The sequence below is a fragment of the Actinomyces sp. HMT 175 genome (genome assembly GCF_016694895.1).
Taxonomy (GTDB): domain Bacteria; phylum Actinomycetota; class Actinomycetes; order Actinomycetales; family Actinomycetaceae; genus Actinomyces; species Actinomyces oris.
The window spans coordinates 1999516-2015641 of record NZ_CP068012.1 but is presented as its reverse complement, the minus strand read 5'-3'; the positions used below and the strand labels follow the sequence as shown (position 1 = coordinate 2015641).

Below are 16126 nucleotides of genomic sequence, written 5' to 3'. Positions count from 1 at the left end.
TCCCGGATGAGGATCAGCCCGCTGTGACGAGGTCCTTGCGCTTGGGGCGAATGACTCCGAAATTGCGTTCAGGAATCGCCATCTTGAAATAGTAGGCGACCCCGATGGGAACCACGATGAGACTGACGAAGAGGCAGTAGAAGGGCTGGAAGATCAGCCACTTGTTGCCGTGGTCCCAGTGAAGCCACACGATAGCGGCGTAGTAGATGAACAGTGCCAGCAGAAGTGTCCATCCGGGATTGACAACGGCTATCCATCTGAGCACAAACATGCTGATGACCACGATGCCGCTGTACAGCCACAGGAAGGGGTGCTGGAAGACGAATCTGAAGTTGATGATGAAAAGCCTGAAGGAACCGCCGCTCCAGGCGATTCGCTGGCGCCACCAGGAGTACAGGGTGTCTGGAGCGTTGGTGTTGACGTGGGCAAGAATGTGAACGGCCTTGTATCCCAGTGCGTCTCCGATAATCCCGGACTCGATGTCATTGCCCTGGAAGAACAGTGAGTGGCGGGCCATGATCTGGCGCATGACGTCGGTCTTGCCGATGTGAAGGGCGCCGCTGAGCAGCCACGGCATGATTCTGCGTGCGCGCATCGAGACCACGTACTCGTGGCGCTGCATCTGGACGATGAAGGGCCCCTTCTTCTGAGGCACGATGGTGACCGAGGCGAAGTCGGCCTTATTGGCCACCAGGGCGCCGATGATGTGGGTCAGTGGCTCCTGCGCCGTAGTATCGGCGTCAAGGCAGACGATGTAGGAGTTGAGGGGGGCGGCCAGCAGTGCGTCGCGGACAACCGTGTCCCGGGTGATTCCCGAGGTGCTCCGCTTGCGCCCTACCTTGCGCGGGACGTAGTTGCTGCGGAAGATTCTGAACCCGTAGCGAATGGCGATGTCCTCCAGGTCGCGGTAGAACTCCTCGGACTCGCCAGATGTGGTGCACAGGACTACTCGATCTCCATAAGGGCGCAGATAATCCGCGTTCTGCAAGTACTTGACGTTGCCGTAGATCGGTACCAGGACGCTGAAGTCGTCCGAGGTGATGTTCGGATTCAGCTCCACGGCTTTATACCACTTTGAGGTAATGCCGGCCCAGATGTCAATTCCGATCCAGAACAGGATTCCCACCAGCAGGGTAATGACGATCATGCAGTGGTCCTCTCTGATGCATGGAATTGTGCGAACGTGCTGAACACGAGTAGCCCCTTACTGGGTGGTGCGGCAAGCGGAAAAGACGTGTTGTTCGAGCAGGGACGGGATTATTGAATCGTGAAAGAATGTGGCTGACTGATGTCGGAGTGAAGCCTGAGCCGAAGGGCTTTGGTGTCGTCAGGCAGGCGGACACTCCAGTGCTATCGGTCGGATAAATTCGATGGTGCCACGCCGCCCTCACCGATGCCACGGTGTGGGAAGCGGGTCACGTCAAGATCTCGGGCGCCTACAACCTATCCGATGGAAGGTTTAGTTTTCCTACAAGGAAGGGTGAGTTGGCTTACCGTCGTCTCGCGCCTGTGGGAGCGAGTGATCCGCGACACCGGGCGCGATACGTCAGGTGGTGCTTGGTCGGCCGGCGTCTGTACTGCGGCCGGATGAGGTGCTCGACTTAGTGGAACTCACAAGGAAACGGGATGGGGGCGAAGGCTCGGCGCCTCGCTCCCATCCCGCGCGGTGGTGGCCGTCAGTCGGACGGCTCCCGATCGGTAGGCGGTTGCCCGCTCCCGGGCTACTTCTCGTTCGCTGCTGCGGCCTTGTCGACGTCGACCATCACCAGCTGCATGCGGCACGGCGTCACGGCCGTCAGCGCGTGACGGTCACCGGGTGCCAGGTAGATGACGTCCCCGGCGCCCATCCGCTCGGTGCGCTCGCCGATGGAGAAGTCCATCTCGCCCTCCAGGAGCGTGACGATCACCGCCCTGGGGGAGGAGTGCTCGGTGAGGACCTGACCGGCGTCGAAGGTGAAGACGACGGTGCGCAGAATCTCGTTGTTGACGACGACCCGTGAGGTGGTCGCCTCCTCGGAGATGGGCAGGGCGGCGTTGAGGCCGAGTCGGAACAGGGACTCGGTGGAGGGGGTGCTGGATGAGGGGGACATGTGTGCTCCTACGGTGTTGGGTGGACAGGACTGTGAGGGTTGTATGGCTGTGAGGGCTGGGCCGAGCGCGTTCCGAGGTGACGGCGTGCCGGGCGTCGGATGATGCTGTTATGGCAGACAGTACTGGTGACAAGACTGAGGGGCGCGATCTGCCGAGGTGCTGACCGTCGGGAATGGTGCCGTGATCGTGAGGAGGCTCGAGGAGATGCGCCCCGTGGTCGTCACACCTGCGCCGTGGGCGAAAAGGGTGCGACGGCGGGCATGGTGGCCGAGGGGGTCGCGTTAGCGTTGGTGACACCGACCATGAGAGGACTGACGTGAGCGAGCTCTACACACCCGCTGCGGTCGCCCCTCCCCAGGCAGCCGACGCCGCAGGCGCGGGTCTGGGGTTGACCGACTCCATCTACAACCGCCTCCTCAAGGAGCGCATCATCTGGCTCGGCTCCGAGGTGCGTGACGACAACGCCAACGCCATCTGCGCCCAGATGCTGCTGCTGGCCGCCGAGGATCCCGAGCGGGACATCTACCTCTACATCAACAGCCCCGGCGGCTCGGTGACCGCCGGCATGGCCATCTATGACACCATGCAGTACGTCCAGCCCGACGTCGCCACCGTGGCCACGGGGCTGGCCGCCTCCATGGGACAGCACCTGCTGTCGGCCGGCGCCAAGGGCAAGCGCTACCTCACCCCCCACGCCCGCGTGCTCATGCACCAGCCCTCCGGTGGTGCCGGGGGCTCGGCCACCGACATCCGCATCAACGCCGACCTCATCATCAAGATGAAGCAGGAGCTGGCGGAGATCACCGCAGCCAACACCGGGCACACGGTGGAGGAGATCATCGCCGACTCCGACCGTGACCACTGGTTCTCGGCCCAGGAGGCCCTGGAGTACGGGTTCGTCGACCACATCGTGCGCTCCAGCCGGGAGATCGGCAAGCAGAACGGAGACAACTGACATGTCCTCGACCCGTCCCTACTTCGAGGCCATCGCCCGCCAGGCCGGTGCCATGCCGCAGGCCCGTTACGTGCTGCCCCAGTTCGAGGAGCGCACCGCCTACGGCTTCAAGCGTCAGGACCCCTACGCCAAGCTCTTCGAGGACCGCATCGTCTTCATGGGTGTCCAGGTCGACGACGCCTCCGCCGACGACATCATGGCCCAGCTCCTGGTCCTGGAGTCCCAGGACCCAGACGGTCTCATCACCATGTACATCAACAGTCCCGGCGGATCCTTCACGGCGCTGACGGCCATCTACGACACCATGCAGTACATCAAGCCGCAGGTGCAGACCGTCTGCCTGGGGCAGGCGGCCTCCGCCGCCGCCGTGCTCCTGGCCGCCGGCAGCGAGGGCAAGCGTCTGGCCCTGCCCAACGCGCGCGTCCTCATCCACCAGCCCGCCATGGAGGGGATGCAGGGCCAGGCCAGCGACATCGAGATCGTCGCCAATGAGATCGACCGCATGCGCTCCTGGTTGGAGGACACCCTGGCCGCGCACACCGGACGGGACCGCGAGAAGATCCACGCCGACCTCGAGCGCGACAAGATTCTCACGGCCGCCGCCGCCAAGGAGTACGGGATCGTGGACCAGGTGCTCACGTCCCGCAAGGCCCCGGCCTCTCCGCACTCCTCCTGAGGAGTGCCGGGATGCAGGCCGGGCCTTCGGTGCCGTGCTGAGGCCGTGTGTGGCGCTCCCTCCCATGACCGGTGGGAGCGCCACACACGCAGCCGGTGGAAATAAGTCCAGCAAACCCTGGCAGCATGGCGCCCAACGTGGCATATTGCGGACTGGACACGCCGCCATGCACTCGGCGCACCTGCCGTCTGAGCCCGTAGGCTGACGCAGGGCCGCCCGGGCGCGGGGGCCGATGACGAACCTGGAGGAAACTGTGGCACGTAACGCTGAGAGTGTGGATCTGCTCAAGTGCTCCTTCTGCGGCAAGAGCCAGAAGCAGGTCAAGAAGCTCATCGCCGGGCCCGGTGTCTACATCTGCGACGAGTGCATCGAGCTGTGCAATGAGATCGTCGACGAGGAGCTGAGCGACTCAGGAGCCGGAGTTCCTCTCGAGCTGCCCAAGCCCCAGGAGATCTTCGACTTCCTCAACCAGTACGTCATCGGACAGGAGGCCGCCAAGCGCGCCATGAGCGTGGCGGTCTACAACCACTACAAGCGCGTCCAGGTCAAGGAGCGCTCCGTGGCCGAGGGGGACGGCCTGGAGCTGGGTAAGTCCAACATCCTTCTGCTGGGGCCCACCGGAACCGGTAAGACTCACCTGGCCCGAACCCTGGCCCGCCTCCTCGACGTCCCCTTCGCCATCGTCGACGCCACGGCTCTGACCGAGGCGGGGTATGTCGGCGAGGACGTGGAGAACATTCTCCTCAAGCTCATCCAGGCCGCCGACGGCGACGTCAAGCGCGCTGAGAAGGGCATCATCTACATCGACGAGATCGACAAGATCGGTCGCAAGGCGGAGAACCCGTCGATCACCCGCGACGTCTCGGGTGAGGGCGTCCAGCAGGCCCTGCTCAAGATCATTGAGGGGACGACGGCCTCCGTGCCGCCCGGCGGCGGGCGCAAGCACCCGCACCAGGAGTTCCTGGAGATCGATACCACCAATATTCTCTTCATCGCCGCAGGCGCCTTCGCCGGTATTGAGGAGATCGTGCGCCAGCGTCAGCGCAAGGAGTCCGGGGCCCAGATGGTGGGCTTCGGGGCGCAGCTGACCGGCAGCACGGGATCGCAGGACGTCTTCACCTCACCGGTACGCCCCGAAGACCTTCACAAGTTCGGCCTCATCCCCGAGTTCATCGGCCGCCTGCCCGTCATCGCCACGGTTCAGGACCTGGGGGTGCGTGAGCTCGTGCGCGTCATGACCGAGCCCAAGAACGCTCTGGTCTCTCAGTACCAGTACCTCTTCAGTCTCGACGGCGTCGAACTCGAGCTGACCGATGCCGCTATCGAGGCGGTGGCCTCCCTCGCCCTGGAGCGCAAGACCGGCGCCCGGGGACTGACCTCCATCGTCGAGGAGGTCCTGGGACAGGCCATGTTCGAGGTTCCCTCCCTGCCCGAGGTCGGGCGCGTCGTCGTCGACGCCGATGCCGTCCGGGGTACCGGCAAGCCCAGCTACCAGTCCGGTTCGGGAACGCTGCGCTCGACGAACAAGATGGGGGAGCGGAGCCGGACCGCATGAGCGAGGAGCAAGGCGGCGTCCCCCCTCAGCTGGCCGTCTATCGGGCCACCATCGACAACCTCGACGCCGCCCTCGTCCATCTCCTGGCTGAGCGCTTCCGCTGCACTCAGCAGGTGGGCCTGCTCAAGGCCCGACTTGACCTACCGCCGGCCGACCCCGGGCGCGAGCGGCAGCAGGTGGCACGTCTGCGGGCACTGGCTGAGGAGTCCGGCCTGGACCCGATCTTCGCCGAGAAGTTCTTCACCTTCATCGTCGCCGAGGTCATCCAGCACCACGAGGAGATCCGCGACGACCATGAGGCCGAGCGGGCCAAGCAGACCGAACTGTAGGAACCACCGGAGGCATCCGGTCAGGTGAGTTCTCGGTGACTCGCAGCGACACGAGCCAGAAGGATGGCCCCGGAGCAGCCGGCGGGCCGAGCCCGGTGGGCTCTCGCGGCGGCCTTCAGTCCTGCGACGGTGAGACGGTGGTGCCGGGGATGAGCGGCGTGCGCGTGTAGAGAGCCTCGATCTCGGCCGAGAAGCGCTTCTCCGCCTCGGCGCGGCGTACCTTGAGCGAGGGGGTCAGCAAGCCGTTGGCCACGGTGAAGTCCGTGGGCAGTACCTCGAAGGTGCGGATCGACTCCGCCCGTGAGACCGCCTCGTTGGCCCGGGCCACCGCCTTCTCCAGGGCGGCGCGCACCCGCGGGTCCCGGGCGGCGTCGACCACCGTCATCTCCTCCAGCCCGTGGGAGGACAGCCACAGTGGCAGCATCTCCGCATCCAGGGTGAGCAGTGCACCGATGCAGGGACGGTTCTCCCCGACGACGAGTACCTGGCTGACCAGCGGGTGACCCCGCAGGCGGTCCTCCAGAGGGGCTGGGGCGACGTTCTTCCCACCTGCGGTGACAATGAGCTCCTTCTTGCGCCCCGTGATCCGTAGGAAGCCCTCGGCGCCTTCGAAGGAGCCGATGTCCCCGGTGCGCAGCCAGCCGTCGTCGGTGAAGGCCTCGGCCGTGGCCTCGGGGTTGTTGTGGTAGCCCGTGAAGGTGCCGATGCCCCGGACCAGGATCTCCCCGTCGTCGGCCAGGCGGAGCGAGCAGCCGGGCAGTGGGGTGCCCACAGTCCCGATCCGGGTGGCCTGGGGCAGGTTGACGCTGCACGGACCCATCGTCTCGGTCAGGCCGTAGCCCTCCAGGACGGTGACTCCGGCGCCGCGGTAGAAGTGCCCCAGGCGCTCGCCCAAAGGCCCGCCCCCGGAGACCACGTGCGTGACCTGCCCACCCAGTACGGAGCGCAGGGTGGAGAAGACGAGCTTGTCGAAGGCGGCGCGCTGAGCCTTGAGCCGGCGTGATGGGCCCTCAGGGGTGTCCAGGGCCCGGGAGTACGCGATCGCGGTCTTGGCCGCCAGCCGGAAGACCTTCTGCTTGGCGCCGGTCGCCTTGGCGTCGGCGGCGTTATAGATCTTCTCGAACACCCGGGGGACGGCCAGGACCGCGGTGGGCCGGAAGGAGCCCAGGTCGTTGAGGAGATTACGCACGTCGGGCACGTGCCCCAGTACGCCCGCGCGCGAGCAGACGACCGCGATCTCCACGAACCGGCCGAGCACGTGGGCCAGGGGCAGGAACAGCAGGAAACGGACCTCGGCCCCGCCCAGGACCTCGGGCACGTGCGGGCAGACGTTGACGCACAGGTGCACGAGGTTGCCGTGGCTGAGCTCGACGCCCTTGGGGCGGCCGGTCGTCCCGGAGGTGTAGACGATGGTGGCCAGGGACTGTGAGGTCAGGGCCGCGCTGCGCCGGTCGAGCTCGCCGGCATCCACGCCTCGACCGGCCTTGATGAGCCCCAGGACGTCCTCACGCTCGATGCACAGCACCTGCAGGCTCTCGAGCTCGGGCACGGTGGAGGTCAGCGCGCCGACCATGGAGGCCATGGCCTCGTTCTCCACGACGATGAGCTTCACGCCGGCGTCGGTAAGGATCCACTGGGCCTGCTCGGCCGAGGAGGTCTCATAGACGGGGACCACGACGAGGCCCGCCTCCCAGGCGGCGAAGTCCAGCAGCGTCCACTCGTACGACGTGTGCGACATGATGCCGACGGCGTCTCCGGGCTGAAGCCCGCGGGCCACCAGACCCGCGGCCACCTCACGCACCTGGGTGCGGAAGGCACTGGCGCTCATCTCCCGCCAACGCCGCCCCAAGGGGGACTTGCGGGCGATGAGCCCGCCGTCGGGGCTGCGGCGCACGCGCTCGGCCAGCGCCCAGGGCGTCGTCATGCCGTCGTGAACCGGGACCAGGAGCTCGGTGGCGTGCTCCTCGGAGGAGGCGGAGGGGCTGGAGTCGGCCGGTCGGGCGGAGGCGTCGGTCATGATGGCAAGTATGCCCGCCCGAGGCCGCCGGCGAGGCTTGCTCCCGTTTACTCCTGCGGCCCTTTGCGCGTGGAGCTGTAGATGTCCGCGATGACGTCGGCGTGGGCCTCCATGACCGGGCCGCGCTTGACCTTCAGCGACGGGGTGAGCAGGCCGTTGGCCTCGGTGAAGTCGGTGGCCAGCACCCGGAAGGTGCGGATCGACTCGGCCCGCGAGACCGCGCGGTTCGTGCGCGCCACGGCCCGGTCCAGGGCGGCGAGCACCTGCGGGTGGGAGGAGGCCTCAACCACGTCCATCGCCGCCAGCCCGTGGTTGCGCAGCCACTGGGGGAGCATCTCCTTGTCCAGGGTGATGAGGGCGGAGATGAAGGGCTCCCCGTCCCCGATGACGAGCACCTGGCTGATGAGCGGGTGACCGCGCAGGCGGTCCTCGAGCTGGGCGGGGGCGACGTTCTTGCCTCCGGCGGTGACGATGAGCTCCTTCTTGCGTCCGGTGATGCGCAGGTAGCCGTCCTCGTCGAGGGCGCCGATGTCACCGGTGCGGAACCATCCGTCGGCGGTGAAGGCCTCGGCGGTGGCCGAGGGGTTGTTGTGGTAGGTGGAGAAGACTCCGATACCGCGGACCTGGATCTCCTCGTCCTCACCGATGCGGATCTCGTTGCCGCAGACGGGCGGGCCGACGGTGCCGATCTTGTTGAGCCAGTCGGTGTTGACGCTGACCGGGCCGATGGTCTCGGTCAGGCCGTAGCCCTCCAGGGTGGCCAGGCCCAGGCCGCGGTAGAAGTGGCCCAGGCGCTGTCCCAGCGGCCCTCCGCCGGAGATGATGAAACGGGCGTTGGGTCCCATGAGTCCCCGGATCTTGCGGAAGACGAGACGGTCGGCCATGGCGTGCGCCCGACGCAGGCCGCGCGAGGGGCCCTGTGGGGTGTCCAGAGCGCGGGAGTAGGCGATGGCGACCTTGGCGGCCCAACGGAACAGCTTGAGCTTGGCGCCGCTGCCGGCCTTGGCATCGGCGGCGTTGTAGATCTTCTCCAGGACGCGTGGGACGGCCAGGATGTAGGAGGGAGCGAAGGACTGCAGGTCGGGCAGGAGGGTCTTGGCGTCGGGGGTGTGGCCCAGCACGCCCTCGCCGGCCAGGGACAGCAGCTGGAGGCAGCGGGCGTAGACGTGCGCCAGCGGCAGGAACAGCAGCAGGCGCACGTTGGTGCCCCACAGGACTCCGGGCAGGTAGCGCACCCCGTGATACGGGATGCCGACGGCGTTGCGGTGGGTGAGCTCGACGCCCTTGGGGCGGCCCGTGGTGCCGGAGGTGTAGATGATGGAGTAGACGTCGTCGACCGTGAGGGCGTTGGAGCGCTGGTCGACCTGCGAGGGGCTGACGCCCGAGCCCGCCTGGACGATGGTGGTGATCGCGTCCGCGTCCAGGGCGAGGACCCTCACCGGCTGCTCGATACCGGCGACGGCGCCGCGCACGAGCTCGGCCAGCGTGCCGCTCTCGGTGATGACCACGCGCACGTCGGCGTCGGTGACGATCCACTCGACCTGCTCGGCCGAGCTCGTCTCGTAGATGGGCACGGAGATGAGGCCCGCGCGGGCGATGGCCATGTCCAGGAGGAACCAGTCGTAGGAGGTGTGCGCCATGATGCCGACGGCGGTGCCCGCCTCCAGCCCCATGCCGATGAGACCCGCGGCCACGTGGGCCACCTCCTCGCCGAAGGCTCGGGCCGACACCTCCTGCCAGTCCCCCGACAGGGGCGACTTGCGGGCCACCAGTGGCCGGTCGCCGCTGCGGGCGATGCGGTCGGCGAGCAGCCACGGCACCGACCAGTGCGCCTCGGGCTGGAAGGGGATCTCGGTGCTGGAGACCCCGCCGGCCATATGGCCGGGATAGCGCGGCGGCCTGGTGCTGGTGGCCTGGGGCGAGGAGGGGTGAGAGCTCACGGCCTCATTGTGTCAGGCGACGGTCAGGGCGGCGCACCGTTGAGGTGAGAGAAGGAGAGCGGTGCTGTGGAGGTTTTCACAGGCGGTACGCGGTGGTCTCGTGGGGATCACGGGGTGCGGGCAGCGGGAGGGCAGTCCGCGGTTCGGAGGTTCCTCTCAAGGATTCCGGGACGACAAGCGCGAATTAGGTTTGACCGGTCGGTTGCAGATGTGTAACGTGCCTCTCATGCCCTAGTCGACGCGCGTCGACGATGTGGGTCCTTCCGGAACGGAGCCGGTGGGCTTCGCAGCAGTTTCAAGGAGGAAACACACATGACACCCCTACCCCGTCGTCAGTTCATCCAGGGCTCGGCCCTGGCTGCGGCACTGGCCTCCGTCGGGGCCTGCGCCACCTCCCACGGAGACGACGACGGACCCGTCACTTTTGAAGGCACCGGACCGATCACCTGGGTCCAGGGCAAGGACAACTCGGGCGGCAAGGTGCAGGCCAGGATCGATGAGTGGAACAAGGCTCATCCCGGTGAGGAGGTCAAGCTCATCGAGCTCTCCGCCGAGGCCGACCAGCAGCGCACCGCTCTCGTCAACGCCGCCAGAATCAACTCCAACGCCTACGACGTCGTCTCCCTGGACAATGTCTGGGTCTCGGAGTTCGCCGCCAACCGGTGGGTGGTCGAGTTGCCCCAGGACGAGCTCAAGAATGACGACATCCTGGAACCCGTCTGGAAGACGGGCGTGTACAAGGACAAGCTCTTCGCGGTCCCCTTCGTCACTGATGCTCCGATGATGTACTACCGCAAGGACTTCCTGGCGAAGGCCGGTGTCGCGGTCCCCAAGACCTGGGATGAGGTCAAGGCCGCCATCGACAAGGTCCGGGCCCTGCCCGACCACAAGGACATTGGTGGGTTCGGCGGTCAGTTCGCCAAGTATGAGGGCCTGACCTGCTGCGCCTCGGAGTTCATCCACACCGCCGGAGGTGGCTTCTACAACGACGACGCCCAGGTCATCCTCGACTCCACCGAGTCGGTCACCGGTCTGCAGTGGCTCATCGACGGCTTCGCCAAGGGCTACATCCCCAAGGAGTCCCTGGAGTGGAAGGAGGAGGACGGACGTAACGCCTTCGAGTCGGGCGACCTCCTCTTCTACCGGCAGTGGCCCTATCAGTACGCCAACAACAAGGAGTCCCTGGGGACGGAGAAGTTCGACGTCGCACCGCTACCGAGCATCGACGGCAAGCCCTTCGTCTCCACGCTGGGTGGGCACAACTGCGCCATCACCAAGGGTTCCAAGAACAAGGCGACCGCCTTGAAGTTCGTCAAGTGGTGGATCAACGAGGAATCCCAGCGCTACCAGCTCAAGACCCAGACGCTCGCCCCGATCCTCGGATCCCTCTATGAGGATCCCGAGCTCCTCAAGGAGTTCCCCTACCTGCCGATCCTCAAGAAGAGCCTCGAGAACGCCAAGAGCCGTCCTCAGGCCGTCTACTACGGCGACGTCACCGCGAAGATCCAGGACAGCATCTATCCCGCGATCCAGCAGCCGGGGAGCCGGTCCTCCAAGGACGTCATCGCCGGCCTGAGCAGCAACCTGAAGAAGCTGGAGGGGTAAGGCCATAGCAACGGCCGCCGCCGCGGGCGGCGCCCCCTGAGACAAACCGGTCATGTCAACAAGGACGGTCAAAGGACAGTCATGAGTACCACGACGCACTCCGAGCAAGTCGTCAATCACCAGTCCAAGAGCTCCAAGGCGCAGGCCCGTCTGGCCTGGATGCTCATCTCGCCCACGGTACTGGTGCTGACGATCGTCATCCTCATCCCCATCGCTCAGTCCCTCTACCAGTCGCTCTTCGGGCGTCCCCGGCTGAAGGACGACGGCTTCTTCTCCACCACCGAGCCCTTTGTGGGCCTGAAGAACTACACCGACATCTTCTCCAGCGCCGGTGAGAGGTTCTGGGTGGCCTTCTACAACACGACCCTCTTCGGCGTGGTCACCGTGGTCCTGGAGACCGTTCTGGGCGTGGCCATGGCGCTCATCATGCACAAGGCGATGAAGGGGCGCGGCATCGTGCGCGCCTCCATCCTCGTGCCCTGGGCGATCCCCACCGCCGTCTCCGCCATCCTGTGGGGGTGGATCTTCAACCAGAACGGTGTCGCCAACGCCATCCTGGGTCGGCACGTCATGTGGGCCTCGGGGGACCTGAGCGCCAAGGCGGCCATCATCATCGCCGACGTGTGGAAGACGGCCCCCTACATCGGGCTGCTCACCCTGGCCGGGCTCCAGCTCATTCCCGATGAGGTCTACGAGGCCGCCAAGATCGACGGCGCGAGCGCCTGGAAGCGCTTCACCTCCATCACCCTGCCGCTGGTCAAGCCCGCGCTCGTCGTGGCCGTGGTCTTCCGTGCCCTGGACGCCCTGCGCATGTTCGACCTGCCCTACATCCTCATCGGCCCCAGGAAGGGCAGCGTGGAGACCCTCTCCATGCTGGTCCAGGACGAGAGCTCCAACTCCCGCTACGGCAGCGCCGCGGCCTACGCCCTCATCCTGTTCCTCTACGTCTTCGTCTTCGCCGTCGCGTTCTTGAAGATCACCAACACCGACATCAGTGGTAACGACGAGGCCCGACGCAAGCGCAATGAGCGCAAGCTGCCGGTCAGCGCTCTCTTCAAGCGCTCCGGCTCCTCCACCCCGGCCTCCCAGACGGCTACTGAAAGGAGCCAGCAGGCATGAGCACCTCCACCGCCGCACCTGTCCGCAAGACCAAGAGGGACTGGGGAAGCCTCTTCTCCACCGTCGGCATCGTCCTCATCGTCATCTACTGCCTGGCGCCCTTCTACTGGATGCTGGTCTCCTCCCTGCGCCCCGACAGTGAGATCTTCGAGAACAGCTGGTGGCCCCGCCACCCCTCCTTCGAGAACTACAAGGCGGTCTTCTCCGAGAAGAACGACTTCGCCAACGGCCTCATCAACTCCCTGGTCGTCTCGATCATCGTGACGATCGTGGCGCTGGCGGTGGCGACTTTCACCGCCTACGCCCTGGCGCGCCTCGACTTCCGGGGCAAGGGAGTGCTCATGCTCCTCATCATCGCCACCTCGATGTTCCCGCTCGTGGCCATCATCGTGCCCCTGCTGAAGAACTTCGCCGCCTGGGGCTGGACGGACACCTACCAGGCGATGATCGTCCCGGATCTGTCCTTCTCTCTGCCGCTGGCGGTGTGGAACCTGACGAGCTTCTTCCGGCAGATGCCCCAGGAGCTCGAGCAGTCCGCCATGGTTGACGGATGCACCCCGGGCCAGGCCTTCCGCAAGGTCATCCTCCCGCTGGCCGCGCCGGGAATCTTCACCACCGCCATCATCATCTTCATCGGCGCCTGGAACGAGTTCCTCGTGGCCGTCACGATGATTATCAACCCCTCCATGCAGCCGGCCACGGTGCTCCTGTCGAAGTTCACCGGGGACTCCCAGTTCAACACGCCCTTCGGCTCACAGATGGCGGCGGGAGTCATCATGACGCTGCCGCTGGTCGTCATGGTGCTGCTCTTCCAGCGCCGGATCGTGGCCGGACTGGCCGCAGGAGGTCTCAAGCAGTAGGGCAGCTGCAGTCCCCGGGCCCGGCTCACCGGAGAGCCCGCCCATCACCCGTTCGTCTCTGTGGGGCGGCACCGCCACCGCGCTGCCGCCCCGCAGAGGGCGTTCGGGACGAGGCCGGCTGCCTCCGACCTCCTACTCCCTCATCTTCACCCACCTGACCGCAGCGCCGCGGCCTGACATAGGACCTGTTCATGACCTCGACCAGTGCCCGCCCGCAGGGCCTCCTGCCGCGCACCGACACCGACGCCTGGTGGCGCGATGCCGTCATCTACCAGATCTACCCGCGCTCCTTCGCCGACGCCAACGGCGACGGTATCGGCGATATCCAAGGGATCCGGGAGCACATCGACCACCTGGTGGCGCTCGGCGTGGACGCCGTGTGGCTCTCGCCCTTCTACCCCTCGCCCCAGGTCGACGCCGGCTACGACGTCTCGGACTACTTCGACCTGGCCCCCGAGTACGGTTCCCTGCAGGACCTCGACGCCCTCATCGCCGACCTCCACGAGGCCGGCATCCGCGTCATCGTCGACCTGGTCCCCAACCACTCCTCCGACCAGCACGAGTGGTTCCGTGCCGCCTTGGAGGCGGGCCCGGGGTCTCCCGAGCGTGACCGCTACATCTTCCGCCACAGTGACGACGGCGCCCCGAACAACTGGGGCTCGCTCTTCGGCGGGCCGGCCTGGCAGCCGGTGGAGCCGCTCACCGGCCGTAGCGAGGACCGGGGGTGGTACTACCTCCACCTGTTCGCAGCCGAGCAACCCGACTTCAACTGGTCCAACGCGGACGTCCATGAGCACTTCCGCACCTTCCTGCGCTTCTGGGTGGAGCGTGGTGTCGAGGGCTTCCGCGTGGACGTCGCCCACGGTCTGGTCAAGGCCGAGGGCCTGCCCGACGACGACCTCGGCCCCGACCGGTGGAATATTGCCGCCTCCCCGGATGAGGACACGGCCCACGAGAAGCTGCCCGATGTCGGACCCGCCTTCAACCAGCCCGGGGTCCACGACATCTACCGCGAGTGGCGCCGTGTCCTGGACGAGGTCGGTGAGGACATCCTCCTGGTCGCCGAGGCCTGGGTGCCCACGGAGGCCGATGCCGCCCAGTACGTGCGCGCCGACGAGATGAGCCAGGCCTTCAACTTCCCCTTCCTGGGTGCCGGATGGGACGCCGACGCGCTGCGCCGTGTCATCGACGTCTCCCTGAGCGAGTACGGTGCCGTGGGGGCGCCCGCCACCTGGGTGCTGTCCAACCACGACGTCGTGCGCCACGCCTCCCGCCTGGCCTACCCCGCCGACATGGACACCGACCCCGGGATCGGCCCCAAGGACCCCCAGCCCGACGCCGAGCTCGGCCTGGCCCGAGCGCGCGCCGCCACCCTGTTCATGCTGGGGCTGCCCGGCAGCGCCTACCTCTACCAGGGCGAGGAGCTCGGACTGCCCGAGCACACCACCATGGAGGACGAGGCCCGCCAGGACCCCCTGTGGGAGCGCACCAACCACCTCGTACCGGGGCGCGACGGCTGCCGGGTCCCCCTGCCCTGGACGCGGGACGGGGCCTCCTACGGCTACAACGCCACCGGCCGCACCTGGCTGCCTCAACCCGAGGGCTGGGGCGAGTACTCGCCCCAGGCCCAGGAGGGACGCGAGGACTCCACCCTCACCCTGTACCGGCGGGCCATCGCCCTGCGCCGCGAGCTCCGACTCGGGCGCGGGTCAGTGGAATGGCTGGACAGCGAGCCCGGGGTCCTGCACCTGCGCAACGGCATTACCGCGATCGTCCTCAACACCACCGAGCAGCCGGTGACGATCAAGGGGGCCGGCAGGCCCCTCATCACCTCCTGGCGCCGGAGCGAGACTGACGGGTCGACTGCAGCGAATGCCGTGGAGGCTGCGGGCGCCGTCGTCGTACCATCCAACGGCGCCTGCTGGCTGGATGTCTCCGCCGGAGGAACCGATGGCGGCGACCCGCGCTGATGTGGCCCGGGCGGCGGGGGTGTCGCCCTCGACCGTCACCTACGTCCTGAGCGGTCAGCGCTCGACGAGCTCGAGCACGCGGGAGCGGGTCATGCGGGCCGTGCGCGACCTCGACTACCACCCCAACACCGCCGCCCGCTCACTGGCCTCGCCGGTGCTGCGCACCGTAGGAGTCCTCTTCCGGCGCCAGCGCTCCACCATCGACGCCAACGACCTGGACTACGTCGATGGTGTGCGTCGCGCACTGACACCCAGCGGAATCCAGGTCGTCATCCCGGTCATGACTTCCTCGGCACCGCTGATCGAGCTGCGCTCGCTCGTGCGCTCCGGCGCCCTGGGCGGGGTGGTTCTCATGGACGTGGCTGACGGTGATGAGCGCGAGGCGATGCTGCTGGAGGAGAAGGTCCCCACCGTCCTCATTGGCTCCTCGGATCGCGCCGGTGGGGCGCCCGGCATTGACGCGGACTTCGCTCAGATGGCCCGCGCCGGCGTGGATCATCTGTCCGAACTCGGGCACCGTCGCATCGTCGCGCTCATGCGGGAGACCGCATCCGATGACGCTCACGCCCGCCAGGACCAGGCCCGCGAGCTCCTGCGCGCCGCGCAGGAGCTGGGGGTGGAGGTCCTGGTGCGTCAGGTGCCGGAGGCGGCGCTGGCCGGCGCCGAGATCGTGGGAGCCGGCGGCCTCATCGAGGGGTGCAGCGCCGTCCTGTCCAACAACCCCGCCGCCGTGGTGGGACTGGCCTGCGCGGCGCAGGCCAACGGGTTGTCCGTTCCCGCCGACCTGTCCGTGCTCACCCTCGGGATCACCCAGGGCAACGGCCGCCACGGGGAGGCCTTCAGCGAGCTCAGCGTGGACCGGGAGGCCATGGGGGCCGAGGCGGGCTCGCTCCTGCTCAGATGCCTCAGAGGAGAACCGGACCCGGCCCAGCACCGCGGGCTCATGCCCGCCGTCCTCACCGACCGCGGCTCCACGGCGCGCCATCAGGAATAGCCGGAGCCGCTACGG

At 67.0% G+C, this 16126-nt stretch carries 13 protein-coding genes; 9 read left to right on the top strand and 4 right to left on the bottom strand.

Annotation, left to right across the window (positions count from 1 at the left end):
• Positions 1-13 precede the first annotated feature (13 nt).
• On the bottom strand, positions 14-1147 hold the full coding sequence (locus JJJ14_RS08550) for a glycosyltransferase family 2 protein (RefSeq protein ID WP_003786607.1): 1134 nt from the start codon (positions 1145-1147) through the stop codon (positions 14-16).
• Positions 1148-1721: 574 nt separating this feature from the next.
• Complete coding sequence (locus tag JJJ14_RS08545; RefSeq protein WP_009747840.1) at positions 1722-2090, bottom strand: cupin domain-containing protein; 369 nt, start codon at positions 2088-2090, stop codon at positions 1722-1724.
• A 317-nt stretch (positions 2091-2407) separates the two neighbouring features.
• Between JJJ14_RS08545 and JJJ14_RS08540 the strand changes: the two genes are divergently transcribed.
• The 4 genes from JJJ14_RS08540 to JJJ14_RS08525 all read left to right on the top strand — a co-directional run bounded on the left by JJJ14_RS08540 (position 2408) and on the right by JJJ14_RS08525 (position 5606).
• Positions 2408-3046, top strand: coding sequence for an ATP-dependent Clp protease proteolytic subunit (locus JJJ14_RS08540; RefSeq protein WP_003786603.1), 639 nt, complete (start codon positions 2408-2410; stop codon positions 3044-3046).
• Between the two features lies 1 nt (position 3047).
• Positions 3048-3722: an ATP-dependent Clp protease proteolytic subunit gene (locus JJJ14_RS08535; protein WP_003786600.1), complete on the top strand. Its 675-nt coding sequence runs from the start codon at positions 3048-3050 to the stop codon at positions 3720-3722.
• A 253-nt stretch (positions 3723-3975) separates the two neighbouring features.
• Entirely contained in the window at positions 3976-5277 is a 1302-nt protein-coding gene (clpX, locus tag JJJ14_RS08530) for an ATP-dependent Clp protease ATP-binding subunit ClpX (protein WP_003786598.1), read from the top strand.
• On the top strand, positions 5274-5606 hold the full coding sequence (locus tag JJJ14_RS08525; RefSeq protein ID WP_201443866.1) for a chorismate mutase: 333 nt from the start codon (positions 5274-5276) through the stop codon (positions 5604-5606). The genes clpX and JJJ14_RS08525 overlap by 4 nt, the downstream gene beginning before the upstream one ends.
• A 115-nt stretch (positions 5607-5721) precedes the next feature.
• On the opposite strand, the gene JJJ14_RS08520 is transcribed toward JJJ14_RS08525, so the two are convergent.
• Entirely contained in the window at positions 5722-7623 is a 1902-nt protein-coding gene (locus JJJ14_RS08520) for an AMP-dependent synthetase/ligase (RefSeq protein WP_201443865.1), read from the bottom strand.
• A 47-nt stretch (positions 7624-7670) separates the two neighbouring features.
• Positions 7671-9563, bottom strand: a complete 1893-nt coding sequence (locus JJJ14_RS08515; protein WP_201443864.1) for an AMP-dependent synthetase/ligase — start codon at positions 9561-9563, stop codon at positions 7671-7673.
• 312 nt (positions 9564-9875) lie between these two features.
• On the opposite strand from JJJ14_RS08515, the gene JJJ14_RS08510 reads away from it, so the two are divergent.
• From JJJ14_RS08510 to JJJ14_RS08490, 5 genes are all read left to right on the top strand, one after another.
• Complete coding sequence (locus JJJ14_RS08510; RefSeq protein ID WP_201443863.1) at positions 9876-11168, top strand: ABC transporter substrate-binding protein; 1293 nt, start codon at positions 9876-9878, stop codon at positions 11166-11168.
• An 81-nt stretch (positions 11169-11249) separates the two neighbouring features.
• Positions 11250-12287, top strand: a complete 1038-nt coding sequence (locus JJJ14_RS08505) for a carbohydrate ABC transporter permease (protein ID WP_201443862.1) — start codon at positions 11250-11252, stop codon at positions 12285-12287.
• Positions 12284-13147, top strand: a complete 864-nt coding sequence (locus JJJ14_RS08500; protein WP_075418664.1) for a carbohydrate ABC transporter permease — start codon at positions 12284-12286, stop codon at positions 13145-13147. Before JJJ14_RS08505 ends, JJJ14_RS08500 begins: the two co-directional genes overlap by 4 nt.
• Before the next feature lie 191 nt (positions 13148-13338).
• Entirely contained in the window at positions 13339-15117 is a 1779-nt protein-coding gene (locus JJJ14_RS08495; protein ID WP_201443861.1) for a glycoside hydrolase family 13 protein, read from the top strand.
• Positions 15098-16111, top strand: coding sequence for a LacI family DNA-binding transcriptional regulator (locus JJJ14_RS08490; RefSeq protein WP_201443860.1), 1014 nt, complete (start codon positions 15098-15100; stop codon positions 16109-16111). The genes JJJ14_RS08495 and JJJ14_RS08490 overlap by 20 nt, the downstream gene beginning before the upstream one ends.
• The last annotated feature ends 15 nt before the right edge of the window (positions 16112-16126 follow it).

Coding starts and splice junctions, on each gene's coding strand:
- JJJ14_RS08550 (WP_003786607.1), bottom strand. CDS start 1,147: ATGATCGTCATTACCCTGCTGGTGGGAATCCTGTTCTGGATCGGAATT.
- JJJ14_RS08545 (WP_009747840.1), bottom strand. CDS start 2,090: ATGTCCCCCTCATCCAGCACCCCCTCCACCGAGTCCCTGTTCCGACTC.
- JJJ14_RS08535 (WP_003786600.1), top strand. CDS start 3,048: ATGTCCTCGACCCGTCCCTACTTCGAGGCCATCGCCCGCCAGGCCGGT.
- JJJ14_RS08525 (WP_201443866.1), top strand. CDS start 5,274: ATGAGCGAGGAGCAAGGCGGCGTCCCCCCTCAGCTGGCCGTCTATCGG.
- JJJ14_RS08520 (WP_201443865.1), bottom strand. CDS start 7,623: ATGACCGACGCCTCCGCCCGACCGGCCGACTCCAGCCCCTCCGCCTCC.
- JJJ14_RS08510 (WP_201443863.1), top strand. CDS start 9,876: ATGACACCCCTACCCCGTCGTCAGTTCATCCAGGGCTCGGCCCTGGCT.
- JJJ14_RS08505 (WP_201443862.1), top strand. CDS start 11,250: ATGAGTACCACGACGCACTCCGAGCAAGTCGTCAATCACCAGTCCAAG.
- JJJ14_RS08500 (WP_075418664.1), top strand. CDS start 12,284: ATGAGCACCTCCACCGCCGCACCTGTCCGCAAGACCAAGAGGGACTGG.
- JJJ14_RS08495 (WP_201443861.1), top strand. CDS start 13,339: ATGACCTCGACCAGTGCCCGCCCGCAGGGCCTCCTGCCGCGCACCGAC.
- JJJ14_RS08490 (WP_201443860.1), top strand. CDS start 15,098: ATGGCGGCGACCCGCGCTGATGTGGCCCGGGCGGCGGGGGTGTCGCCC.